Source organism: Phenylobacterium sp., assembly GCF_035276905.1.
Lineage (GTDB): Bacteria > Pseudomonadota > Alphaproteobacteria > Caulobacterales > Caulobacteraceae > Phenylobacterium.
Window position 1 is genome coordinate 1 of sequence record NZ_DATELG010000158.1, and the last position, 22111, is coordinate 22111.

The following is a 22111-nucleotide window of genomic DNA, read 5'->3' on the forward strand; positions in this document are numbered from 1 at the left end:
AGCGCGCCGCCCGCCATCGCCACCGCGGCGCCGGCGATCAGCGCGCCCAGGGCCAGCGGCGGAATGGCGCCGCCCAAGGGCGCGGCGTCGAGATGCAGCCGCAGCATGGGATCCACCGAGACATAGAGGTTGCGCACCCGGAATTGGCGGTCGGCGAGCGCGGGCGGGTCATAGGTCTCAACAGCGAAGTCGGACGGCCTCATCACGCCCGCAGGGCGACGTCGCAGGACGATACGCTGCGGCGATCCGTTCGCGCACATCATCAGCCTCCTGCCCTCGTCCGCCGCGCGGCGGCGCTGTTCTTGTGGGAGGAAGGATTATCCCGCTCGCATGACGCATTCCAATATCAACTGCCCGTTCTTTGATATCAGGTGGGCTTTAAGTTGAGGGATCGCCCGCCGTACAAGATTCCAATGATATCAGGTGTCCTAGAAACGATATTTGACAGTCGGGGTCCCTGGCGGTTGGTTCGCTGCGAATTGGCGCCCGCCGTCGGCGCGCCGCGAAGCCGATTGTCGGCCATGAGCACGGAGAGCCCGGATGAGCGATGATGGGACTGTGATCCTTGAGCGTTCCAGCAAGCAGGCGCCGCGGAACTATCGGACGATCGACGCCGACCAGCACCTGAACCCGCCGCAGACGTTCTGGGCCGAGTATCTGCCCAAGCAGCTGCGGGAGCTCGCGCCGAAGCTCGAGCATGGCGAGGACGCCGACTACATCGTCTTCGAGGGCAAGCGCCGCAAGGTCAACCTGATGAACGCCCTGGCCGGCAAGAAGGCCGAGGACTTCAAGATGGAAGGTCGCATCAGCGACGTCTTGAAGGGCAATTACGACGCCCAGGCGCGGATCGCCGACATGGACGCCGACGGCGTCGATGCGGCCGTGCTCTATGGCGGCGGCCCGCTCGGCACCCAGAACATCGACCTCTATTACGAGAGCTTCCGCGCCTATAACCGCTACCTGAAGGACTTCTGCGACCACGACCGCAAGCGGCTGTGCGGGGTGGCCTACCTGCCGATGCGCGACGTCGAGGAGTCCATCAAGATGCTGCACGAGGTCGCCGAGATGGGCTTCACGGCGGTGAACATCCCCGCCTTCCCGCAGCGCCCCAACTCCACCGTCTCGGCGTCGCAAACCGGCGCCAGCGCGCAGATGGCGGCGCAGGCCGCCGCGCTCACCGGCGACCCCTGGTACGAGGTGCAGTTCGACCAGCCGCAGTTCGACCGCTTCTGGGCCGCCGCCGTCGACCACGACATCGCCCTCACCATCCACCTCGGCGCGCGGATGACCCGTTTCGAGGACAAGACCCGCCTGCTCTCCGACATGCTGGCCAGCAAGTTCGCCATGGCCGAGCCGGTGGCGATCCTGATCTTCGGCAAGGTCTTCGACCGCTTCCCCAAGCTGCGCTACGGCACCATCGAGTCCGGCGGCGGCTGGATGGCCTTCGCCGCCGATTACATGGACCGCACCTGGGAGAAGCAGCGCTTCTGGCTCGGCAGCGAGCTGAAGAACCCGCCCAGCTTCTACATGGAGCAGAACATCTGGGCCTCCTTCATCCATGACCGTGTGGCCGTCGAGACCCGCAACCTGCCGGGCGCCAAGAACGTCATGTGGTCGTCCGACTACCCCCACTCGGAGACCACCTTCCCCGACTCCCAGAAGTGGATCGACCGGCTGTTCGACGGCGTCCCGGAGGCCGACAAGCACATGATCATCAGCGAGAACGCCCGACGTTTCTTCCGCGTCGGCGACTGAGCGCCATGGGGCCCGCCCAGCTTCCCAAAACAAGGCCGCCCGTGATGAGACCACTGGAAGGCGTCAAGGTCGTCGAGGTCGCGATGTGGGCCTTCGTACCGGCGGCGGGCGGCATGCTCGCCGACATGGGCGCCTCGGTCCTCAAGATCGAGCCGCCCGAGGGGGATCCGATCCGCGGCCTCACCATTGGCGGCGTGGCGCCCGGCGAGCAGGGCTTCATCCTCTCCTGGGAGAACTACAACCGCGGCAAGCGCAGCATGACCCTCGATCTTCGCCAGCCGGCGGGCGTCGAGGTCCTCTACAAGCTCATTTGCGACGCCGACGTCTTCCTGACCAACCTGCTGCCGCGGGCGCGCCGGCGGATGAAGATCGACATCGACGATCTGAGGGCGCGCAATCCGCGTCTCATCTATGCGGTAGGCAGCGGCTCGGGGCGGCGCGGGCCCGAGGCGGACAAGGGCGGCTTCGACAGCATCACCTACTGGCACCGGGGCGGCATCTCGTCCTCGCTCACGCCGCCGACCGAGGACTACCCGATCGGCATGCCGTGCGGCGCCTTCGGCGATTGCACAAGCGCCGCCATGCTCGCGGGCGCGGTGGCCGCCGCCATCGCTCAGCGTGCAATGACCGGGCATGCGTCCGTGGTCGACGCCTCGCTTCTCAATACGGCCATGTGGTCGATGCAGCGCGCCGTCACCCAGGCGACGCTTTCCGGCGTCGACAGGTTGCCCACCGGCGGCCGCGCGGCGATGCCCAATCCGCTGGTGAACAACTATCGCACCGCCGACGGCCGTGTCGTGGCCTTGTGCATGCTGCAAAGCCAGCGCTATTGGCCGGGATTGTGCGGGGTCATCGGACGCCCCGAGCTTGCGGCGGATCCCCGCTTCGCCACGGAGGAGGACCGCACGCGCAATATGGAGGCCTGCCTCGCCGAGCTCGACGCGGTCTTCGCCACAAAGCCGCTGGCGCATTGGCGGGAAGCGCTTTCGCGCCAGGAAGGTCAGTGGGACGTCGTCCAGCATGTCGGCGAGCTGAAGGACGATCCGCAGGTGAACGCCAACGACTACCTGCAGCTCGTGGACTATGGCGACGGTCGGGCGCTGAAAATGGTCAGCACGCCGATGCAGTTCGATGGCGCAGCGCTTCCGGTGCGTCCGGCCCCCGGCTGCGGCGCCCACAGCGACGAGGTTCTCGGCGAGCTCGGCTATGACGAAGCTGCGATCATCGATCTGAAGGTGGCGAACGTCGTCCAGTAAGGGCGTTCGACGCTGTCGGCGCCTCAGGCGGTCTTGGCCTCCTTGGCCTGGATGGCGCGTTCCAGGAAGGCCTCGAAATCTTCCAGGCGACGGCAGAAGCGACGGCTCTCCAGCCGCAGCATCGTCACGCCAGCGGCGGCGTAGTCTTGGGTCTGCGCGAGCGTGGCCGCGACATCGGTCCTGCCGTCGGAGCCCCGAATGATCTCATAGCCGGCGCGCACCTGAAGCTCCCCGGGGTCGCGGCCGCGTTCTTCGAACGCCCGCCTCAGGGCGTCGATCTGCAGCTTGAGCCTGGCCCGATCCCCTCTCCATGGGCAGCCAGCCGTCGCACAGCTCGGCGATACGCTCGATGTTGCGCCGCTTCAGCGCCACCCCCAGCCAGATCGGCAGCTTGGCGCCCTGCACCGGATGGGGCATCGCGGTCATGTTGTCGAACGCGACATGCTGGCCGCGGAAGGAGACGTTGGTTCCACCCCAGAGGGCCCGGCAGACGCGGATCTGCTCCTCGAGGATGGAGAAGCGGCTTTCGAACTCCACCCCGCAGGCGGCGTACTCGGCGCTCTGCCAGCCCACCCCGAAGCCGATCTCCACCCGTCCGCGGGAAAGCACGTCGAGGGTCGCCAGCTGTTTGGCCAGCGTGACCGCAGGCCGGAGCGGCGAGATGACCACGCCGCTCGACAGCCGAATATTCGTCGTCGCGGCCGCATAGGTCGCGAGCTCGACCAGGGGCTCCAGGAAGGGCGTGCGCGAGGCGCCGCGGAACGGGCCGTAGGGATACTCATCATGGGCCTCGCCCATGATGACATGATCCACGGCCGAGACCTGGTCGACGCCCTTCTTGTCCGCCAGGGCGACCAGGTCGCGCAGGGCGGCGAAGTCGCCGCCGGTGAGCGCTTCCATGCCCAGCAGGCCAAGAGAGAGTTTCACCTTTGCCAAGCTCCAGGACCGGCGTTGCTCACGCCTCGGCGCGGGCGCCGGACCTGACGACCTTTCCGCTCAGGCGCGCGGCATGCCCAGCACCCGTTCGGAAATGATGTTGCGCATGATCTCGTTGCTGCCCCCGGCGATCGTCCCGCCGAACGAGGTGATGTAGTAGTCGATCGGATCCCTCGCGAGGCCGAGCGCCGGCTCGTGGAAGAAGCGCCCGCTAAGCCCCTGGGTCTTGAGCATGAAGTCGCTGACCTTGCGCCACAGGGTGGTGTTGATCACCTTGACGTGGACAACGGTCGACGCCGCGGCCGGCGAGCCGGTCTCGTTCTCTCGCAGGAGCCGCCGCAGCATCCGCCGGCACGCCTGCATCTCGCCGAACAGACGAACGTACTCGCGATGCAGGTGCGGCTCACGAAGCCACTTGGCCTCGCGCGCCACCGCCGAGGCGTAGAAGTCCTCCATGATGTAGCGCAGGCGCTCGCCGTTCTCGAAGGCGAGCACGCCGCGCTCCGCCGCAAGCGTGCTCTGGGCGATGGCCCATCCCTGGTTCTCTTCACCGACCAGGTCCTCGACCGGGATCTTGACGTCAGTGAGGAACAGTTCGGCGAACTCGGCCTCGCCGTTAGGCTGGCGGATCGGACGCACCTCGACGCCGGGCGCCTTCATGTCCATCAGGAAGTAGGAGATGCCGCGGTGCTTGGGCGCCTCGGTGTCGGTGCGCGCCAGCAGGATGCAGTAGTCGGCGTACATGGAGAAAGACGACCAGATCTTCTGGCCGTTGATCACATAATGGTCTCCCCGGCGTTCGGCGCGCGTGCGCAGCGAGGCCAGGTCCGAGCCCGCGTTCGGCTCGGAGAATCCTTGGCACCAGACGACGCCGTTGGCGACGCCAGGCAGATATCTGGTCTTCTGCTCTTCCGAGCCCCAGGCCATCAGCGTGTGGGGCACGTGGTTCAGGGACACGATGAAAATGTTCAGCGCAGGCGCACGCGCCTTGGCGCCCTCCTCCGCGACGATCACCTGGTATTTCAGGCTCAGGTCATCGCCGCCATAGGCCTTCGGCCAGTGCGGCGTGCCGAGCCCGATCTTGTTCCGCTCCGCCATCCACCACTGCTGGCTGTCGTAGAAGCTTGCGGCGCCGTCAGCGTCGAGTTCGTGACGACGCGCCATGGCGTCGGCCAGCCACGCCCGAACCGCCTCGCGGAACGCAGCTTCGTCGCCCACCTTGTCGAGGATCGTCCGGTCGACGCAGCCGGCGTCCGCCTTCTTCGCCTTGTCCGACATCAGGCTGCAAGCTCCGCAGTAGACAGGCCGCGCAGGGCGGCTCCGGTGAGGTGGTCGGCCGCGCGGCTGCGCTGGGCGTCGCTGTCGCCGACGAGCACTTCGTTGAGCAGCGCCCGCTTCAAGAAAATGTGGCAGTCGAATTCCCAGGTGAACCCGACGCCGCCGTGCAGTTGGACGCAATCGTCGGCGACGTACTTGAAGGCGTCGCTCGCGCCCGCCTTGCCGAGCGCCACCCACATGTCGGCGTGCTCGTCCCGCATGGCGGTCGTCTCGACCGCCTGATTGACCAGCTCCTCCGCCGAGGCCAGCGCCAGCATCAGATCGGCGACGCGATGCTTGAGCGCCTGGAAGCTCGCCAGCGGCTTGCCGAACTGAACCCGGGTCTTGAGGTATTCGACGGTCTGTTCGGCGATGCGCCGTCCGCCCCCAATGCTGTCGGCCGCGACGGCGAGCGCAAGGTGGCGGAACAGGGCCAGGCCAAGCCGGCCCGTGGCGTCCGGCAGGACCGCCAGCGGCCGCGCGCCGGCGCAGACGATGCGGGCGGCGCGGCGCGTCCGATCCCACAGCTCAATCGGTTCGACCCGGACTGCGGGATCATCCAGCCTGACCACGGCGAAGCCGCTCACGGCGCTGCGTTGGATCGACACCACGGCGATCGAGGCGTTGCGGGAGGTCAGCATCGGCTGCGATACGCCGTTCAACACCTCGCCGCCGGAAACGATCGCCGAGCCGTCCGGAACCATCGGCGCCGCAAGCTCCAGCCCGCCGGCGATGACCTTCGGCAGCAGCTGCGCCTGCAGGTCGGCGTCGGCGACTTCCGCCAGCCACTGCGCAGTCGGCAAGGTGGCGCCGAAGGGGCCTGGCGCGCCGCTGCGGCCGAGCGCCCGATAGAGCACGTCGAGGCCCTGAACGCCCATGCCCAGGCCGCCATGCGCTTCCGGAAGGCCGATGCCGAGCCAGCCGAGTTCGGCCGCGCGCGCCCAGAGCAAGTCGTCGAGGGCGCTCGCGCCGTCATAGAACCTGTGCAGCGCGAGGCTGTCGCACTCCGCGGCGAGCACTTCCACCATGCTCTCGTGGAACGCCTTGAGGTCGTCCTCCGACACGAGCTGCATTCGATACTCCGTAGCGCCTGTTGCAGGCCTAGCGCTAATGTCAGGTTCGTCGCGTGTCAATTTCACATTAGAATCAAATTTTGTCGGCTGGAAGGCGGCTGGGCCCAGCTCTCAGGGCGATTTTCCCGCGCCGGCCGGCCCCCTCGTCAACCCTGGCTGACGCAGACTACCTCACGGATATCACAGGCTTAATTTCTGTCCCGGGATGCAAGCACCGCCCCTCTCGAGACGGGCGTGCACGCCCCCGCGCCGCCGTCCGCAGAATTCCCCGCCCTGCGGTTTCGACGTTCGACTTAACACCAATTTCGGTTAGAGATTCGCCCAGGATCGAAGCAGCGGAAGGCAAGGAAGCGCCCGTGAAAGTCAACGTCACCATGCCGTTCGACCGGCTCGACAAGGCCGCAGAGTTCGTCCGCCCCGAGGCGGTCTCCGAGGTTTGCGCCACGCTGGAGCGGACCGGCTTCAACGCCGCCCTGGTGACCGACCACCCTTGCCCCACCGGCCGCTGGCTGGACGCGGGCGGCCACTTCGCCCAGGACCCGTTCGTCATGCTGTCGCTGATCGCGGCCCAGACCACGCGCCTGCGCCTGCAGACCGGCATTCTTGTCCTGCCCTACCGCAATCCCTTCATCACCGCGCGCGCGGTCTCGTCTCTCGACGTCTTCTCGGGCGGCCGCGTGACCCTGAGCGTCGGCGCCGGCTATCTGAAGGGCGAGTACAAGGCCCTCGGCTCCGACTTCGACAACCGCAACGACGTCATGGACGAGTACATCCTCGCCCTGAAGGCGGCCTGGACGCAGGACGAATTCACCTTCAAGGGCTCGAACTACGAGGCGCTGGGCAACCGCATCCTGCCCCGGCCCCTGCAGCAGCCGCATCCGCCGATCTACATCGGCGGCAACGCCAAGCGGGCGATCCGCCGCGCGGTCGAGTTCGCCGACGGCTGGAACCCCTTCTTCACGCCGCCGGCGGTCTCCGCCACCAGCCGCACCACGGAGATGACCTCGGTCGCGGACGTCAAGCAGGGCGTCGCCTACATGCACCAGCACTGCGAGGCGGTCGGGCGCCAGACGCCGCCGCAGATTGTCATGGCCAGCATCAATCAGGTCGGCGAGGCGCTCTCCGTGCAGCAGACGGTCGACCGCATCGGCGAGCTCGCCGAGCTGGGCGTCACGACGGTGGCCACCGGCTTCCACGTCGACACCCGCGCGGAGTGGATCGAGAAGGCCCTGCGCTTCGACGAAGAGATCATCAAGAAGGTGGGCTGAGGCGGCCTGTAGTGTTAAAGCCGCGTTCGGTAGAAATAGGGGTCGGGGGAAATCGGCAGGAAGAGGAGCCGCGTGAACGTGAGCGAACTGATGCGCCACCCTTCACCCGACAATCGATATTCGTCCTCATATAATCCATAGCCGTGCCCGGAAGGCTCCGGGGCGTCCGCCGGCCTGGCGATTATGTCCTCCATCCGCCAGAGCGCCTTGGCATGATCGGGCGCGATGACATCGATGATCGGGACGGACGCTTGGTGCACCGTCCGGGCGGAGCCGATGAACTGCCTCGCGAGCGACACATAGGTCGCAGCCGAGGTCATTACCGGGAGCGGTTCAACTGTATCAGGCAGCGCCCGGCTGTAGTCGATACGCGCGTCATCGGTGAAAAGCCGTTCAAAATCCTCCCAGCGCTTTTCATCGATCGCCAGAAACGACTCCGCCTTCAGGCGCCAGATCGCGCGATGAATTTCCTGAACGTCAATCATGGAGCGATCCTCCGCCTCTTTAATCGGGCGCCGTCAGATCGATCTTGGCGTCGGCGAAGGCCTGCGCCGCCGCTGAGCAGTCCGCATAGTCGCGCCATTCCAAGATCTTGCCGTCCCGCACGGTGAAGATGCCCATGAGCGGAATGTCGACAACGCCGGTCGGGAAATGCAGCCGGTCCAACCGCTCCGTGAGGACCTGATTGCCTGACGCCGACACTGCAAGGCTGAGGATCTTAAACTCTATCTTGATCGCCTTCGTCAGTATAGGGACCAGAAACCTGGTAGCCTCATCCACGCCATGCATCGCTGGCACGGGCACGTTCTGGTAGACGACGTCAGGCGCCAGGTAGGCCAACACACGCTCGACATCAAGTTGTTCGAACGCGTCGCAGAAGCCGATCACCACATCTTTCGGATCGCTGCTCATGACCTAGCCGCCTTTCATAACCTGGACCGAAGCGTAGCTTCGGCAATGAATTCGCCGCGCCGCGCTCGTCAGCGGCTGTGTGATCCGGCGCACTTTATGCAGGACCCCGGATGCCGGCCGAAGAGGGACAGGGCGTTGAGCTGTTTGACGCCGTCCAATTCGGGTTCGGAGAATACCTGCGACGTGTTCAGCCCACGCGCAGTCTCCACATTGGTGCGATAGAAGTAGTCGCTGCCGTAGAGGATCTGCGAAGGGTTCACGACATCCCGCAAAGCGCGCAGCGCGATCGGGTTCGCGCACTGGGCCGTGTCGTAATACATGCGGCGCAGTTCGCTCAGCACGCCTCCCGGGGGCTGAGGGGGAACGAAGGGGGGGCTCTTGCCCTTCGTCACGATGCCCGGGACGATCTCGGCCTGCGTCCCGGCAAGGAAGCGCTCGATCAGGAACGGCATCGTGCCGCCGCCGTGGGACATGATGAAGCGGATGTCGGGGTATTTCACCGTCGTTCCGCTCCAGATCAGGCTGCCGATCGTGCGCGTCGTGTCCGTCCCGTATTCGATGATGTACTCGGGGATCTCGGGCACCAGTCCGGTGCAACAGGCCGGCGTGTAGGGATGAACATAGACGACGGCCTTGCGGCGATTGAGTTCTTCGTAAAGCGGTTCGAAGAACGGATGGCCCAGCCACTTCCCATCCACGCTGGTGGACATGGCGACGCCATCGGCGCCGAGCACGTCGAAACCATATGCGATCTCGGCCAGGCAGTCGTCGATCGACGGCAAGGGAAGGCTGGTGAAAATACCAAAGCGGCCGGGGTGATCGAGCGCATGACGCGCCGCCGCCTCGTTGAGCTCACGCGCCAGCGACCGTCTCTCGTCGGCGGAGCCCAGGTGATACGGCGGGAATTGCGACAACACCGCGGTCGCAACGCCCGCTGCATCCATATCTTCGAGCGCATCCTCGACGCGCCAGGTGTTCGGCGGAAACGCCCGATCAGACGGCTGGTCCATGAACTTGGCGAACCTGGCCGTACCATGATGATGATGCACGTCGATCATCCGGTCGGATTTCCTCAGGCCAATCTGGCCGGCGCCTGACGCGAGCACCCCAGGTTTACCGTCTGCATTCTCAGCCACTGAGTCTCTCCATCTGCCGTCTGCCGGCCCACGCTGGCCTTGGCCACCGCCGAAGTATTCACTGCACGAACACGCTGGACAGGTCCCCAAGGCCGTCGGCCGTGCGCGCCGAGGTCGCCGCGGGGCGGATGTCAATCCAGGTCAGGCCAACCGATAGGAACGATTGCCTTGTTATTTGTGAGGTCGCTCTCGCTAGCACCGCTCCACCTGGAAGCGATGATGCGTTTTCCGTTGAATTGCTTGGAGGCGTCCGACGCCAGCCATCTGATCGGCGCCTCCATGATGGCGGGCCCGTGATCGGGAACCACGACCTCCCCGCTGGCGAGCTTGATCGGCCCAGGCTTCACAAAGGCGCCCGGAGACAGGATGTTGGCGGTCACGCCGGTGCCCTCGAGCTGTTTGGCGAGCACCGCGGTCTGCGCCTCTATGGCGGCCTTGGCCGAGCCATATGGCCAGAAGCGGAGCATGGTCTCGAAGCTCGTCGAAAGGTTGACGATGCGGCCCCAGCCGCGCTCCAACATTGACGGTATCACGGCCAGCATGAACGCATGCGGCGCGACGCAGTCGATCTCCAGAAACATCCGGTAAAAGTCGACGTCCAACGTCCACTGCGGCGGCTCGCCGTCGATCAGGAAGTTCGGCCAGAAGGTTTCGGGGGTGACCGCCGCATTGTTCACCAGAATATCGATCCGACCGAACCGCCCGATCGCTTGACCTAGAAGTTCGCGGCGATCGTCGTCCTTGGAAATATCCCCTTCGATCGCCAGAATCCGGTCGGGCGCGCCGGCCTCTTCGACCACCTGCTGGAGGTATGAGCCGTACATCGCCGACATGACCACGGACGCGCCGCTCCGAAGCATGGACAGCGCCATCGCCTTTCCAAGATTCCTGTCGGCGCCGGTGACGAAAGCGACCTTTCCGCTCAGTGGACCGGACGCGGGATCCTCATTCGGGTTGGTCATTATGTGTCCTCCCACAAGCAGGCACGTTATTATCCGCGGGCGCGCCGGCACCCGCGCGGGTTTCAGTAGTCCAGGATCACCGCCGGCGCCTGCCCGGGGTTCTCATCGATGAGCCGGTAGGCCTCAGGCGCGCGATCGAACGGAACGCGTCGCGCAAGGAGATGGCTCGGATCGATCTGGCTGACCACTTCGAGCGCCGTGGCGTACCGCCGTGCGTCCGGCCAGCGCGCGAGTTCGTCACCACCTATGCTGCCGACGAACACGCTCTTGATGTTGAGCGCCTTCAGATGGAACTCCGGCGAGAGCGACAGGGTGACCGGCCGCGTGCCGTACCAGGCGGGCACGAGGATCCAGCCGCGCTCGCCCGTGTTGTTGATCGCCGTCTGCAGCGCCGGCGGCGCCCCGCTCGTCTCGATGAACATGTCCGCGCCGCGTCCATCGCTCAGCTGCTTGATGACGTCGGCGGCCTCGGAAGGATCGACCACGGCGTCGGCGCCGATCCAGGCGGCCGCGCGGCGGCGCTCGGGCGCCGGATCGATCAGGATCAAGCGCCCGGCGGTCTTGCGCGCCATGTGCGCGGTGAGGCTTCCGATAATGCCGAGGCCCGACAGCGCGACGCATTCGCCGAGCCGCACCGGCGCCTCGTGCACCGTGCGCAACGCGACCGTGGCCATGTTCATGAACCCCGCCCGCAGGGTGTCGATGTCCGGCGGAAGCTTGATGCCGAAGATGGCGGGCATGGTGAAGACGTCCTGGTGCGGATGCGCCGCAAACACCAGATCTCCCGCGGTGAAGCCGGAATTCTCGCCCGCGGATTCCACCCTTCCGACCACCTGGTATCCGAACTTGATCGGGAATGGCAGCGTCCCGGTGATCGTCGGCAGCGGCGACCCCGGCAGGTTTCCTTCCCCGCGGTAGATGTTCATTTCACTGCCGGGGCTCACCATCGAGTGAATGGCCCGCACCCTGATTTCACCCGGCCCGGGCGCTTTCGCGCTCTCCGGCCGCAGCGCCGCCACGCGGGGGCCTTCGAACCACAGGCCGCGGGCGTCGATCGTATCGCTCGACATCTCTGGTTTCCTCCTGACCAGGTCTTGGGCAGTTTCCCGCCCAAGGGTCCGATCAATTATGTTGATGAACGATATGGCTCGCGATCTTCTCGGCAGCCATCATGGTGGGAAGGTTGGTCCCGGCGGCCATCACCGACGGGAAAATCGAGGCGTCCGCCACGCGGAGGCCGTCGACGCCGAGGACCCGGCCCCGATTGTCCACGACCGCATCGGGATCGTCCGGACGGCCGAGCCGGCAAGTCCCGGTCGGGTGGCCGCCCATCAGCGTGATCGAGCGGACGAGCTTCGTCAGACCTTCATCGTCGCTGGGCAGCGTCTCGAGCGGCGTCGTCATCCGCCGCAGCACCGCCTTGCCCAGCAGATCCGAAGTCCCGAGGCCGACCCCGCCAAGCTTGCTGAGCAGCCGCCCCTTCGGGGTGTCGCTCAGATAGGCGAACAGCAGCGGCGTGAAGTTGAGCAGGAAGCTGCTGTTGATCAGCGGCTTCACGGTCGGGGACTTCATGATCGCGGCCCCGTACCGGAAGGCGTCCACCATCCGCACAAGATCGCGTTCGTCCTCGAACATGTTGAAGCGCACCTGCGGCCGCCCCATCAGGTTCTCACCGCTGGCGATGACATCGCCGCGGGAAAAAGGCTTGTTGAGGATGAACATGAAGTCGGCGATCTGCCGTCCGAGCGGATCGTGGACGTGCGGTGATGTCACGCGCTCCCACAGGTTCAATATCATGTCGGTCGGAGGGCAGTCGGCCACATTCGACGAATAGCGCGCGACCATCATGCAGGGCGGAGCGTCGGTGTTCTTGCGCCGCCCCTTGTGCCGAAGATGCGCGTTCATGCTCATCATCGGATGATTGCTCAGGTTGCGGCCGACCCCTTGGCGGTCGACCAGCACCGGAACGCCGAGCTGCTGCAGCACGGAACCGGGCCCGATGCCCGACCGCTGCAGAAGGGCCGGCGTGTGGATCGCGCCGCAGGTCACGACGACCTCACGGGCCGCAATGTCGCGCAAGCCCTGGTCGGTGCGAACCGACACGCCCACCACACGTCCGCTCTCGAGCAGGATCTTCGCGACCTCGGTCCCGGTGAGGATCGTCAGATTCGGCCGGGAACGAACCTCCGGGGTGAGATAACCGCGCGCGGATGACACGCGCGTGGTCGGGCTGATGTTCAGGGGCACCGGTCCGACGCCGTCGTTGAACTCGGCGTTGAGATCGCTTTGCGCCCCCAGGCCGGTATTGCGGAGTTCGGATTCCACCGCGCGGCTCAGCGGCCCCCACTGCTCGCGGCCCATGCGGGAGATCGGTATCGGTCCGTCGGTCCCGTGCATCGGCCCCGAGAAGTCGCGATCGGCTTCAAGCTTCTTGAAGTAGGGAAGAACGTCTTCCCATCCCCAATCGGTCAGGCCCAGGCTCGCCCACTCGTCGTAATCTCTGGGAAACCCGCGCTGGGCGTGCATTCCATTGATGGACGAGCCGCCCCCGAGCAGGCGGGCCTGCATGATCGGGATGTGCCGTTCCGGGGCCTTTTCCGAAGCCGCGTTGCCCTGGCCGAAAAAATCCGGCCAGAACAGTTCGGGCTTGAAGATGGTGCGCGCGCCGGGATCGGAGATCGCCGGCAATTCAACGCCCTTGCTCAGATCCTGCCCCGCCTCGATCAGCAACACCCTGCTGGCCGAATCCTCTGAAAGCCGGCTCGCCATTACACAGCCAGCAGATCCACCGCCCACGACAACAAAGTCAAACTTGTTATCGGCGAGTGAAAAGCTATTCACGACACCCTGTCCTCGATCTGGCGGAGTTTCAGTTAAGCAGCCGAACAGGCTTGGAGTTAAGGGCTAAGCCGGGAGCTCCAAGCCCATCGTCTGAGCATACAGATGATAGAAGTGACGAATTTTCAGCTCGTGGTAGGAAGCAAAAACCACCTTATTTCGCTGATTATTCGCGATGCCCCTCATGATATAATCGAGGTTCGCCGTGTCCTGGTTCAGGATGGCTCCGAACTGACCGAGTTCCGGGACATCGTTGAAGTGCTCGTCGGCCGACAGCCGCCGCTCCTTCACCCGCGGAGGCGCGCCTTCGCCCTTCCAGGGGCCGATGAGCATGATCTCGATCACCGATTTCAATGGGTCCGAACCGTAGGGCTTGAACGCGTACACCAGCGACACGGTCGGCGAGCTGAACGGTCCGAAATTCGGAAAGAGGTTATATTGAACGACGTCGAGCATTTCAGCGTCACTGATGGTCTCGACCGCGTCGCCCAGAAGAGGCCGCGCCTGCTCCCGGAAGACATCTGCAATCGTTTGCCTGACGTTCGCACCGGGCGCGATCTCGATCGCAGGCGGCACATCGTCCCAACCGCCGAGCATGCAGTTGAGGATTTCCTGCTGGCTGGGCGTCCAGCGCAGCTGATGACTGGGCACCGCTCCGGGGATTATGATCCGCGAATAGTTCCCGAAGACGTCATATTGATGAAGGTGATCGGAGTAGGCGGTCACCCACTGCGGGTGCGTCGTGTGGACGTGAAACGCCTCCAGGAAGGCTTCGTTGACAACCTTCCAGTTGGCGGGAATGACCTTCGAGATATGTACGATCTTCGCTTTTTTCTCAAGCGGAGAGGCCTCGAAGTCTTGCGTCAGGTCGCCAATGTAGTCTTCGAACGGTTCGGCGTTCGGATCTGGATTGATGAAGACGAAACCGCCCCAGCGAGCCACGGTCGCTTCGGGAAGTCGAAACTCTTCATTGGTGATCGTCAGAAATTCTTCGCGGCTGGGGACCCCGCGCAGCGCGCCATCCAGGCTCCAGGTGAAACCGTGGAACGGGCACTTCAGCTGCGACGCATGCCCGGGACAATCACGAAGCGGCCGTCCGCGATGCAGGCAGCTGTTGGAGAAGGCCTTGATCGTATCGGCGGACGATCGGACGATCACGTACGACAGCGGCCCGACGTCGTACACCCAGGTGTCGCCGACCTCGCTGAGGTCCTCTTCGCGGCAGACCATCTGCCAGGACCTTTTCCAGATCCGCTCGACCTCGAGCTTCTCGATCTCTGGATCGAAATACCAGCTCGTCGGAATTTCGAGCGGACCGATATCGGTCACGCCGGTCTTGCGCAGCGCGCGCGGAGCCGGCCGGGAATCCTCCGTCAGCAGTTCCTGATAGCTGCCGACGCGCTTTGACGGCGCCACATTAGCTTTGTTCATTGTCTGATTCCTCCATCGACCAACGCGAGCGGGCCGTATCTTCGCCGCTCAACGCGTCGCCACCCAGACACACATCAACGGATCAGCACTTTTTCGTTCGCCAGAAATCCAGTTTCCGTTGCGGTCGAAGATGCCGCTGCGGCCGTCCTTGTCGGTCACCCGCACAGTTCCATCTTCCAGCCGTTCGAACTTCAGACGCGTCAGGGGATGTTGGATCTGCATGTTGCTAACTCCGTATCAGACAGCCGTCTGAGAGGCGCCTTCGGCGGCCATCTTCTGCGCATTCGCATCAAGCTGCTCCAGCAGGCGGATCCCGGCAGCCTCAGCTTCCGCGCTGTCGACTGACCAGCCATGCTCGAGTTCGACCAGGCCGCGGTGACCCATGCGGATCAGCCGCGCGAGGAGCTCGGCCAGATCGAGCGTCCCCGCCCCCGGCTCCTTCCGGTCCGGCATGTCGGCCAGCTGGTACACACCGACAAGGCGTTCGAGATCGCTCTGCGCCTTCAAGATCGAGCCATCCATGGAGGCCACGTGCCCGGTGTCGAAGATCAGCCGAACCGAGGGATCATCGACGCTGTCGATGAGCTCCGCCGCCGTGTAGGCGGACTGAAGCAGCATCCCGGGAACGGCGACCATGGGCTCCAGGCCGAGCATGACGCCGCGTGGCCCCGCGATCTCCGCCGCGAAGAGCAGGTTCTCGCGCGCCGCGTCCATCTGCGCCTGCCTGGCTCCGCCTGCGGGGTCTTCAAAGATCAGAACGGCGACGCTCTTTGCGCCGAGGTCTGACGCCAGGCGCGTGCTGGTCTCGACGTGCTCGAGGAGCTGCTGGCGATCCTCGGGCCTGCGGCTCGCCCACAGGGGACGCATCGACTCGTCCCACGACGCATAGGAGAGCGTCCCCGCCTGAAGGCCGAAGTCGGCAAGGCCAGCCTTGAAGCGGGCGATGTCCTCGTTCGACCCGCTCCCGACCCAGGGATGAAAGAGACCGGCGAACCCCTGCTCGGACGCGAACCTAGCGTGGGCATAGGGGTCATTTGTTCCGACGCTGTGCGCAAACAGCGGCGTCGGGTCTATGTAGCCGAGATGCGGAGCGTAGCGGAGAGCGAACTTGGGCATCGAATTTGCACCATCCTCTGGCGCGGCGGCGGAGCCGCCGCGCCCTTAAGGTCATCTCCCGTCAGTTGGGCCAGCTGCCCGCAAGCGGGGGAGAAATGTGACGGTCAGCGCCTTGCTCCGGCTTTCTGTCCGACAAGATCGGGATGACGTCGCGGATCGCGCGTCGGATCCGCGTCTCCGGGTCGGTCCAGACGTCGACGACGTAGCTGCCTTCGGATTCCATGGCGCGCTTGAGCGCCGCTTCGAGGTCGTTGGGATCCGTGACGCGTTCGCCGTCCACCCCCAGCGACTTCGCCAACGCGACGAAATCCGTCGTCTCCGGCAGATCGACCCAGGGGTTCTGGATCCCCCAGAGCTTCATGCCCTGCCGGTTGGCGTAGAGGCAGTGGTTGTTGTCGATGACGACGATGACCTTGATCTTGCGCTCGGCAAGGGTCGATAGTTCCATGAAGTCGTAATAGAAGCCGCCGTCCCCGTGATAGCAGACCACGGTCCGCTCGGGCGCGGCCAGCTTTGCGCCGATCGCGACCGGCAGCCCGGCCCCCAGGGACATGTACCGAGAGCCAAGCGGCATCGGCGTCACGTCCTTATAGTGGAACGACCGGTAGAGCATGAACGCCTGGCCGCCGCTGTCGCCGACCATGATGGTGCCGGCCGGGAAGGTGTCGGCCATCTTGCGGATCACGAAGTACTGATTAATCGGCGTCCCGCTCTGTCCGGACAGTTCTTCGTGATAGTCGAACCACTCTTGCTTGCTCGCCGCGATCCTGTCGATCGTCGCCTGATCCGACGCCCGACGTTGACCCGTTGCATCCGCCCGGGCCAACAGCTGCCCAAGAACCGTCTTCGCGTGGGCCGCGATGCCGAGAGTCGGCTGGAAGATCTTGCCAAGCTGGTTGGGATCGACGTCGATGTGGATGACGCGCTGCGGCTTTTCGAGATTCCAGGCGCCGGTCGTCATCTGCGAGAAGGTTGTGCCGACGGCGATCCAGAGGTCCGCCTTCTGGGCGATCTCGTTGGCGCTGTTCCAACCGAACGAGCCCAAGACGCCTGCGAACAGCGGATGGTCGTCCGAGACCGCGCCGCGGCCGCCCCACGAGGTGGAGACGATCGGGATCGACAGCGCCTCGGCGAACGCGCGCAGTTCAGCGGTCGCCTGGGCGAGCTGAACGCCGGCGCCGACGATGAGCACCGGGTTGCTCGCCTCCGCGATCAGCTTGAGCGCGCGATCGATCGCGGACTCCGACGCGGCCGGCGGCTCCGGGAGGACCAGGGGCTCGGCCGCGCAGCTGGTGTTGGCTCCCAGGACCTGGAAGCCAAGGTCCAGGACGCTCGGCCCGGGACGACCGGTGCTGGCCGAAATCACCGATTGGCGCACGGCGAGCGGCAAGTCGTCCGCGGTGACGACCTTTTTCGCGTACTTCGACAGTTGCTTCAGCGCCGGATAGACCTCGCTCGACTCCTGCAGGCCCTCACGGAAGTCGAGCGAGTTGTCCAGGTTCACGTCCATCATGAAGAAGGGGGTGCTGTCCACCTTCGCCGCATGAACCACGGGACTCGCATGCAAGGCGCCGACGCAATGGAACAGGCACGCCGACGCCGCCCGGCCCTTGATCCGATTGTAGCCGTAGGACATCCACGCACCCGACAGCTCGGTGCGCCCGTTCATGTTGGCGATGTCTCGCGTCGCAATCTGATGGATGATGGCGCCCGTCCCCCCACCGGGATAGCCGAACACCATCTCCACATTGCACGCTTGCAGCGCGTCCGTGATCGCCTCCGCCCCGGAGCGGCTTGCCGGCTGTGCATCCGACAGGCCCTCGGTTCTCATTTCTGAATCGGCCAAGATTAAATCTCCCAGGTGAAGGCGACGCGGTTGCTAGAACTTGTAACCGACAGTCATACCAAATGTGCGGGGCGCCCCAGTAAGTCCCTGCTGATATCCGCCGGGGTTCGACTGGGATGCCAGGAACACATAGTATGGTTGGTTGGCGATATTCTTGGCCCAGACGGAGACGCGCGTCTTACGCGCATCGCCGAATGTGTAGGTCGCCGAACCATCGAGCAGGCCGTAGCCCGGTTGTCCCAGAATATTATCCGGGCCCGCAAACCACTTGCCCGAATAGCTATAGTTCAAGGCGAGGTCCAGATCGCCGCTCGCGAGCGGCTGCTTGTAATCAACCCCGAGGCTCATGGAGAAGTTCGGCGAATACGGCAGCCGCTTGCCCTTGGCGCTCTGGATGACGGCGGATGTGCCGCCGCCCGCCGACACCGGCTGCAGGAATTCGAAGGCGGCGTTCGGATAGGAGGTGAACTCCGAATGCAGCAGCGTGGCCCCGCCGGTCAGGCTGAGGTTCTGGGTGACCTGGGCGGTGAAATCGAGGTCGCCGCCGTATACGCGCGCACTCGCCCCATTCTGCAGGGTCGCAGAGATAGGCGTGAAGACGGTGACCTGGAGGTTGTCGTACTTGTAATAGAACGCCGCGACGTTCAGGCGAAGACGGCGATCGAACAGTTCCGACTTCAGCCCCGTCTCATACGCGTCGAGCAGCTCCGGCGCGACGGGCGGGCCGCCGGGCGGGATCGAGTTGAAGAGCCCGCTCTTGAAGCCGCGGTTGTAGGAGACGTATCCGAGCAGGTCGGGCGTCAACTGCTGGTCCAGCGACATGCGCCAGGTGAGCTTCTTGAACGTCGCGTGCTGATCGGACTGGCCCGTGACCAGGTTCGCCCCGCCGAACTCCGGAAGGAATTGCAGGACGGTGTCGCCGGCGCCCGAGCGCCGCTCGGCGTTATAGCGCAAGCCGCCGGTGAAATGAGCGCCGGCCCAGAGCGGCGCCGTGAACTGGCCGAACACCGCGCCCGCCGTCGTGCCGGTCTGCGCGTGGAAGCCCAGCGTCTGCAGCGGCGCGAGCGGAGTCCCCTGAATGTGGAATTGCGTGTAGTCGGCCGAGCCATCCAGGTAATACAGGCCCACAACCCAGGGGATCTTCGCTCCAGCAGCGGACCCCAGTCGCAACTCCTGGGAAATCTGCTTATCCTTTTCGTGCCAATCCGCCAGGGATCGGAACGCCGGCACCGGCACGCTGGCCCAGCCGACCGACTGGTAGGCGCGCCGATAGGCCGTGATGCTGGTCAGCTGCATGTTGCCGAAGTCATGATCCCATTGCAGGCTGACGCCGCCGGTGTCGTAGACGTATTTGGGCTGCCTAAAGGCGTCGATGTCGTAGAAGCCCCCGTTCCAGAGGAACGGCTGCCCGACGACGGCGAACGGCGCCAAGGCGCCCGAGGCGACGAACGGCGCCATGTCCGGGCGCTGACCGGCGGTCGTATTGCCCGGCCCGTAGTTGACCGACGTGCCCTGCAGCGGCGCGAAGCTGTTGAAGGCGTTGCCGTTCAGCGCCTCGAAATCGGCGATGAAGCGGAATACGTCGTTGCTGGTGGGCTCATACTTCCACTTCGAGCGAACGGCGTATTGATCCATGAGGTTCACATCTCTTCCATTGAAGAGATTCTTCCCCCAGCCTTCCCCCTGGTGCGAGACGAAGCCCGCAATGTCGGCCGCCAGCTGATCGGTAATTCCGCCGGTCAGATAAAACTGGCTGGAGACCGTGTTGTAGTTCGCATAGCTGAGATTGACGTCTCCCCCGGCGTCATGGCTCGGATCACGCGTGCGGATGTTGATGACGCCGCCGGTCGCATTCCGCCCGAAGAGCGTGCCCTGGGGACCCTTCAGGACTTCGATCTGCGAAATATTGTTGAGCTGCACCAGGGCGCCGCTCAGGCTCAGGATATAAACGCCGTCGATATAGGTCGCGATCGAGTTCTCTGTCCCGGCCGACAGGGCCGTGGTCCCGACGCCCCGCAGGTGGGCCTGAGTGCCGCTAAGGCTGTTCTGGATCGTAAGGCCAGGCACGACGCGCGCCAGATCCTGGGTGCTCGTGACGCCGGCCTTCACCAGCCGATCGCCCGTCACGGCGGTGATCGCGATCGGAACGTTCTGGAGGTTCTCCTCCCGCTTGTTCGCGGTCACGACGATCTCTTGCAGAGTCGCCCCTTCGGGCGGCGCCGCCGGCTGGGTTTGCGCCTGCGCCTGCGCGACGCCCAATCCGCCATAGCTCGCCGCGGCCAGAATCAGGCCGACCGCTGTGCTGGCGCGCTGAAATTTCGATCCCAGTTCTCGCATTTCCTCCAACCCCTCATTTTCGATATTTTTAGCTTGGCCGCGTTGCAATCCGCGCCGCAGCGTCTGCACGGGAAGATCACTCCTGGTCGACGCATTGTCAACCTAGAACACATATTTTCGTAAATCGTCCGCGCGCCGGAACTCGGTGCGGTCCTCGATGCTCCGTGGGAACGAACGGTGCGGCGGACGGCGCTCGTACGCGAGGCGTCTTTGCTACGTTGCGGTTGAATCCGCAATCACATCTGCTGTGAACGACCGCATAAAGCGTCGCCACTGCTAAGCCCCGCGCCGCTTGGGGCCATCCACATCAACGCGCCCGCGTCGGCCTGGGCGCAAGGGTGAAGCCGGCGCCCTGGGCGGACCAGCTTCCACTCGCGCAAATTTTCGTAAACCGAATCCGCCCGCGGGCGCAGCGGCCGCAGGTCAGTCCTCCGGTGCGATGCGAACTTGAAGGCCCTCGACGGCGGACGTGACTGGAATCTGGCAGGACAGGCGCGACAAGGCGGTTCGGTGCTCGATGAAATCGAGCAGGTCCTTCTCGGTATCCATCATCGGCGGCAGTCTGTCTGCAAAAGCCCCGTCGACATAGACGTGGCAAGTCGCACATGAGCAGCATCCGCCGCATATGGCGAACGGTTCTTCGTTGGTGTTCGCGCGAATGGCTTCCATCAACGAATAGCCGTCTTGCGCCTGGATCTCTAACACCTCGCCCGAACGGGTGGTTACCTTAATCGTCGCCATTAGATCGCCTGTTACCGAAGGACGGTCGTGGCGGGGGCCATCGATGCGTCCGGTAGTTTGTGGAGAATTCCTGAGTTTGCCCGCCGCTGGCGGCAGGACCTCGCCTTGGTCTAGCCCGGATCCAACGCGGGGTTGAACGCGATGCTTGCACACGCCCTTTTTTTTCGAAATTTTTCCCCGTATAACAGATCAAATTCGAGGATCAAGCAGATGGGACGCCCGCGGCGGAGGGGGCTGAGTTTCCCGCGAACCGACTGTTGGAGCGCTTCATGCGGCAGCAGGCGGCGCTGTTGCGTAAACGCTACAGGAGGCGGGCGCTCCGCTGAGGGCCGACGCGGACGACCTCCAAGGCCACGGCAAGTTGGACGAGATGATTAAGAAATCCCCGTCGTCGGAAGACACCTTCTTTGGCGACCTTTTAGGCGCGATGTATTGGTTTGATAATGCGTTTCAGATCAACCTCGAGGCCATGGGTTTTGAGCGCACAACACGCGCGGAGACGTTCGTCATACTGAATATCGCGGATGGCGAGCAGAAGGCTATCGAGATAGCGAAGAACCTAGGCATCAGCCGGCAGGCGATAAGTCAGATTCTGAAAGATTTCGAAGCGCGGGGTTGGATCACCGTTCAGGCCGACCCCAATGACCGCCGCGCGCGTATCGTGAGATTCAGCCAGAATTTCGCCGCCCGGGGCGAAATGTGCGCGCAAATCATCCGGGGAATTATTCACGAGCTGGAAGAGCGCATTGGCAAGCAGTTGGTCGATGCGCTTCGAGCCGCACTTGCGGCGGATTGGGGCGATCCTCCGCGCTTGCACTTGGATTTTGAGCCCGGCAAGGGGAATGATCTGACCCCTGTTGGCTTGAATCGATACAAAATGGACGGCCAAGATCGTTTATTGTTCGCCGCGCTTAAAACCAATGAGCCATAGACGGCGCACGAAGAGCGTCGCGGCGGCGTAGCTTCTGTCGGCGGATCAGCCGCGCAGACAGCGAGGCCTGAGCCATTGTTTCGGACGAGGGCTCCTACTCTTACCCCTGGAACACCCATGGATTTCAATCTCACCGAAGATCAGCGCGCGATCCAGGACATGGCGGGCGCATTTGCGGCGGCCGAGCTTGCGCCGCACGCCGCCCGCTGGGACGAGGAGAAGATCTTCCCGATCGAGGCGCTGCGGGCGGCCGCGG

The 22111-nt window shown here is 64.5% G+C and carries 21 protein-coding genes and 1 pseudogene; 5 read left to right on the forward strand and 17 right to left on the reverse strand.

Annotated features, from left to right (window positions below; genetic code table 11):
- A pseudogene (locus VJS38_RS07005) lies at nucleotides 1-203 on the reverse strand (hypothetical protein); the annotation flags it as partial.
- Between the two features lie 337 nt (nucleotides 204-540).
- Here VJS38_RS07005 and VJS38_RS07010 point away from each other — a divergent pair.
- Nucleotides 541-1755, forward strand: a complete 1215-nt coding sequence (locus tag VJS38_RS07010; protein ID WP_324087435.1) for an amidohydrolase family protein — start codon at nucleotides 541-543, stop codon at nucleotides 1753-1755.
- Nucleotides 1756-1799: 44 nt separating this feature from the next.
- Entirely contained in the window at nucleotides 1800-3011 is a 1212-nt protein-coding gene (locus VJS38_RS07015) for a CoA transferase (protein WP_324087453.1), read from the forward strand.
- A 23-nt stretch (nucleotides 3012-3034) separates the two neighbouring features.
- Here VJS38_RS07015 and VJS38_RS07020 read toward each other — a convergent pair whose 3' ends face one another.
- From VJS38_RS07020 to VJS38_RS07035, 4 genes are all read right to left on the reverse strand, one after another.
- Nucleotides 3035-3232: a hypothetical protein gene (locus tag VJS38_RS07020; protein ID WP_324087436.1), complete on the reverse strand. Its 198-nt coding sequence runs from the start codon at nucleotides 3230-3232 to the stop codon at nucleotides 3035-3037.
- Nucleotides 3216-3938 (reverse strand): TIGR03619 family F420-dependent LLM class oxidoreductase, encoded by a 723-nt coding sequence (locus VJS38_RS07025; RefSeq protein ID WP_324087437.1) that lies wholly within the window; start codon nucleotides 3936-3938, stop codon nucleotides 3216-3218. Before VJS38_RS07025 ends, VJS38_RS07020 begins: the two co-directional genes overlap by 17 nt.
- Before the next feature lie 69 nt (nucleotides 3939-4007).
- On the reverse strand, nucleotides 4008-5225 hold the full coding sequence (locus tag VJS38_RS07030) for an acyl-CoA dehydrogenase family protein (RefSeq protein ID WP_324087438.1): 1218 nt from the start codon (nucleotides 5223-5225) through the stop codon (nucleotides 4008-4010).
- On the reverse strand, nucleotides 5225-6337 hold the full coding sequence (locus VJS38_RS07035; RefSeq protein ID WP_324087439.1) for an acyl-CoA dehydrogenase family protein: 1113 nt from the start codon (nucleotides 6335-6337) through the stop codon (nucleotides 5225-5227). The genes VJS38_RS07030 and VJS38_RS07035 overlap by 1 nt, the downstream gene beginning before the upstream one ends.
- Before the next feature lie 356 nt (nucleotides 6338-6693).
- Here VJS38_RS07035 and VJS38_RS07040 point away from each other — a divergent pair, with 356 nt between their 5' ends.
- Complete coding sequence (locus VJS38_RS07040; protein WP_324087440.1) at nucleotides 6694-7605, forward strand: TIGR03619 family F420-dependent LLM class oxidoreductase; 912 nt, start codon at nucleotides 6694-6696, stop codon at nucleotides 7603-7605.
- Nucleotides 7606-7619: 14 nt separating this feature from the next.
- On the opposite strand, the gene VJS38_RS07045 is transcribed toward VJS38_RS07040, so the two are convergent.
- The 12 genes from VJS38_RS07045 to VJS38_RS07100 form a co-directional block, all read right to left on the reverse strand.
- Nucleotides 7620-8090, reverse strand: a complete 471-nt coding sequence (locus VJS38_RS07045; protein ID WP_324087441.1) for a nuclear transport factor 2 family protein — start codon at nucleotides 8088-8090, stop codon at nucleotides 7620-7622.
- 19 nt (nucleotides 8091-8109) lie between these two features.
- Nucleotides 8110-8517, reverse strand: a complete 408-nt coding sequence (locus VJS38_RS07050) for a limonene-1,2-epoxide hydrolase family protein (RefSeq protein WP_324087442.1) — start codon at nucleotides 8515-8517, stop codon at nucleotides 8110-8112.
- Nucleotides 8518-8585: 68 nt separating this feature from the next.
- Nucleotides 8586-9653: an amidohydrolase family protein gene (locus VJS38_RS07055; protein WP_324087443.1), complete on the reverse strand. Its 1068-nt coding sequence runs from the start codon at nucleotides 9651-9653 to the stop codon at nucleotides 8586-8588.
- A 131-nt stretch (nucleotides 9654-9784) separates the two neighbouring features.
- Nucleotides 9785-10615, reverse strand: coding sequence for an SDR family oxidoreductase (locus VJS38_RS07060; protein ID WP_324087444.1), 831 nt, complete (start codon nucleotides 10613-10615; stop codon nucleotides 9785-9787).
- A 62-nt stretch (nucleotides 10616-10677) separates the two neighbouring features.
- Nucleotides 10678-11634 (reverse strand): zinc-binding alcohol dehydrogenase, encoded by a 957-nt coding sequence (locus tag VJS38_RS07065; protein ID WP_324087445.1) that lies wholly within the window; start codon nucleotides 11632-11634, stop codon nucleotides 10678-10680.
- Between the two features lie 103 nt (nucleotides 11635-11737).
- Nucleotides 11738-13384, reverse strand: a complete 1647-nt coding sequence (locus VJS38_RS07070; protein WP_414692418.1) for a GMC family oxidoreductase — start codon at nucleotides 13382-13384, stop codon at nucleotides 11738-11740.
- Nucleotides 13385-13519: 135 nt separating this feature from the next.
- Nucleotides 13520-14884 (reverse strand): aromatic ring-hydroxylating dioxygenase subunit alpha, encoded by a 1365-nt coding sequence (locus tag VJS38_RS07075; RefSeq protein ID WP_324087447.1) that lies wholly within the window; start codon nucleotides 14882-14884, stop codon nucleotides 13520-13522.
- 48 nt (nucleotides 14885-14932) lie between these two features.
- Nucleotides 14933-15106 carry a hypothetical protein gene (locus tag VJS38_RS07080; RefSeq protein WP_324087448.1) on the reverse strand — a complete coding sequence of 58 codons (174 nt, stop codon included), beginning with the start codon at nucleotides 15104-15106 and terminating at the stop codon, nucleotides 14933-14935.
- Between the two features lie 15 nt (nucleotides 15107-15121).
- The gene (locus VJS38_RS07085) at nucleotides 15122-16000 is read right to left on the reverse strand and encodes a sugar phosphate isomerase/epimerase family protein (protein WP_324087449.1); all 879 of its coding nucleotides are present in this window, start codon (nucleotides 15998-16000) and stop codon (nucleotides 15122-15124) included.
- Between the two features lie 61 nt (nucleotides 16001-16061).
- Entirely contained in the window at nucleotides 16062-17846 is a 1785-nt protein-coding gene (locus tag VJS38_RS07090; protein WP_324087450.1) for a thiamine pyrophosphate-binding protein, read from the reverse strand.
- A gap of 33 nt (nucleotides 17847-17879) precedes the next feature.
- Nucleotides 17880-20252, reverse strand: a complete 2373-nt coding sequence (locus VJS38_RS07095; RefSeq protein ID WP_324087451.1) for a TonB-dependent receptor — start codon at nucleotides 20250-20252, stop codon at nucleotides 17880-17882.
- Between the two features lie 354 nt (nucleotides 20253-20606).
- On the reverse strand, nucleotides 20607-20924 hold the full coding sequence (locus VJS38_RS07100) for a 2Fe-2S iron-sulfur cluster-binding protein (RefSeq protein WP_324087452.1): 318 nt from the start codon (nucleotides 20922-20924) through the stop codon (nucleotides 20607-20609).
- Nucleotides 20925-21294: 370 nt separating this feature from the next.
- Here VJS38_RS07100 and VJS38_RS07105 point away from each other — a divergent pair, with 370 nt between their 5' ends.
- Both VJS38_RS07105 and VJS38_RS07110 read left to right on the forward strand, forming a co-directional pair.
- Nucleotides 21295-21855 carry a helix-turn-helix domain-containing protein gene (locus tag VJS38_RS07105; RefSeq protein WP_324087454.1) on the forward strand — a complete coding sequence of 187 codons (561 nt, stop codon included), beginning with the start codon at nucleotides 21295-21297 and terminating at the stop codon, nucleotides 21853-21855.
- A 117-nt stretch (nucleotides 21856-21972) separates the two neighbouring features.
- A partial coding sequence (locus VJS38_RS07110) for an acyl-CoA dehydrogenase family protein (protein WP_324087455.1) occupies nucleotides 21973-22111 on the forward strand: 139 nt, incomplete at its 3' end.

Bases quoted from the DNA above. Each gene is read 5' to 3' on its own strand.
- VJS38_RS07015 (WP_324087453.1), top strand. From the start codon at position 1,800: ATGAGACCACTGGAAGGCGTCAAGGTCGTCGAGGTCGCGATGTGGGCC.
- VJS38_RS07030 (WP_324087438.1), bottom strand. From the start codon at position 5,225: ATGTCGGACAAGGCGAAGAAGGCGGACGCCGGCTGCGTCGACCGGACG.
- VJS38_RS07050 (WP_324087442.1), bottom strand. From the start codon at position 8,517: ATGAGCAGCGATCCGAAAGATGTGGTGATCGGCTTCTGCGACGCGTTC.
- VJS38_RS07085 (WP_324087449.1), bottom strand. From the start codon at position 16,000: ATGCCCAAGTTCGCTCTCCGCTACGCTCCGCATCTCGGCTACATAGAC.
- VJS38_RS07035 (WP_324087439.1), bottom strand. From the start codon at position 6,337: ATGCAGCTCGTGTCGGAGGACGACCTCAAGGCGTTCCACGAGAGCATG.
- VJS38_RS07075 (WP_324087447.1), bottom strand. From the start codon at position 14,884: ATGAACAAAGCTAATGTGGCGCCGTCAAAGCGCGTCGGCAGCTATCAG.
- VJS38_RS07010 (WP_324087435.1), top strand. From the start codon at position 541: ATGAGCGATGATGGGACTGTGATCCTTGAGCGTTCCAGCAAGCAGGCG.
- VJS38_RS07060 (WP_324087444.1), bottom strand. From the start codon at position 10,615: ATGACCAACCCGAATGAGGATCCCGCGTCCGGTCCACTGAGCGGAAAG.
- VJS38_RS07045 (WP_324087441.1), bottom strand. From the start codon at position 8,090: ATGATTGACGTTCAGGAAATTCATCGCGCGATCTGGCGCCTGAAGGCG.
- VJS38_RS07100 (WP_324087452.1), bottom strand. From the start codon at position 20,924: ATGGCGACGATTAAGGTAACCACCCGTTCGGGCGAGGTGTTAGAGATC.
- VJS38_RS07080 (WP_324087448.1), bottom strand. From the start codon at position 15,106: ATGCAGATCCAACATCCCCTGACGCGTCTGAAGTTCGAACGGCTGGAA.
- VJS38_RS07105 (WP_324087454.1), top strand. From the start codon at position 21,295: ATGATTAAGAAATCCCCGTCGTCGGAAGACACCTTCTTTGGCGACCTT.
- VJS38_RS07070 (WP_414692418.1), bottom strand. From the start codon at position 13,384: ATGGCGAGCCGGCTTTCAGAGGATTCGGCCAGCAGGGTGTTGCTGATC.